Below are 1,204 nucleotides of genomic sequence, written 5' to 3'. Positions count from 1 at the left end.
TATCGCAATTTTAATCGCTCTAACAACAGGCTCAGCGTTTGCAGAAACAGAAAAGACAGAAGATGTAAACTACGGAGACCCGACAGCAAGCTTTACAACAGTGGGTGTGAGCGCAAGTGACAAGACGACTCAACTCAATGGCATGATTGGGTTAGGCAGCAACATCTTCCAACTTGATCTTGGCCGCTCAAATAAAGAAGGGGACTTAAGCTATCGTGGTCGTTATTTCCATGTCACTGATGGGTTAGGTTACTCATTGGATGTACTAGGCAGTGAAAATACGATTGAAGGCCAGAAAGACAAAGCCACCAGCAACACAGTATTAGCCGGCCTTATCTACAAAATCAAAGCAACAGACAATATCTCAGTATTCCCAATGCTATCCGCTGGCTATACGAAGACTGACATCAAAAATAACAAAGTTTCTGAGTCAGGCTTGGGTCAAGCGGGCGTCTATGCCATGTACGGATTTGACGCAGGACACTGGGTATACGCAAACCCGAAAACGACTTACAACGTGAAAAGCAAAGAGTTCCTAAATCAAGTTGAAGTGGGTGGTGGTTTCATGGTGCTAGATAACGCGTCAATCGGAGCCAAATTAGAGTATACCGCTGAAAACAAGAAGTTAAATGTTAAGAATGACAGCGTCGCTTGGTTGCAGGCAAACGTCTATTTCTAACCTCAATAGGGCTGCTTAGCAGCCCGTTTCAGTTCAATCTTCATCTAGCTTTTACGTCATGTAACTCTTCTACCTCATCTGCGTACTATTCTTCTAAATCCTTATAGAGCCACAGATACTATTACCCCAAGCAATCTGTAAACAATGATTATCGTACCCTAACTACTTCGGTGAAATGCTTATTTATTTTGGTTTTGCCATTCTAGCAGTGCACTGGATCCCTTTTGTAGCGTTAGCGTATTGGTGGACATTTTTTGTCAGAAACATGATCAAAAAAGATGCGTCTATTTCACGCTATCCAGAGTTTTCTGAATGGAAAAAGCGTACAGGGCTTTGTGTTCCGAAACTGTTCTAGTTTATCGTTCAATATAGAGCGCCTAAATAACACTTCGCCAGTGTTTTAATCACACAAAGGCGATAGCTTAGTACACATACTAATTCTTCATAGTTTTTCATAATGACCTTAACAAATCAGCGGACAGACCGCTTAATAATTAGAAAGGTACATATTATGAAAAAATCAGC

General features: G+C 41.4%; 1 protein-coding gene. It reads left to right on the top strand.

The window, feature by feature from the left end; all coding sequences use genetic code 11:
• The first annotated feature begins 1 nt into the window (after position 1).
• Positions 2-679, top strand: coding sequence for a hypothetical protein (locus tag BCU12_RS09365; protein WP_241909790.1), 678 nt, complete (start codon positions 2-4; stop codon positions 677-679).
• Positions 680-1,204: the final 525 nt, after the last annotated feature.

It is taken from the genome of Vibrio sp. 10N.261.55.A7, assembly GCF_002877365.1.
Classification (GTDB): domain Bacteria; phylum Pseudomonadota; class Gammaproteobacteria; order Enterobacterales; family Vibrionaceae; genus Vibrio.
The sequence above is the reverse complement of the archived record's forward strand: the minus strand, read 5'-3'. Positions and strand labels throughout refer to the sequence as shown.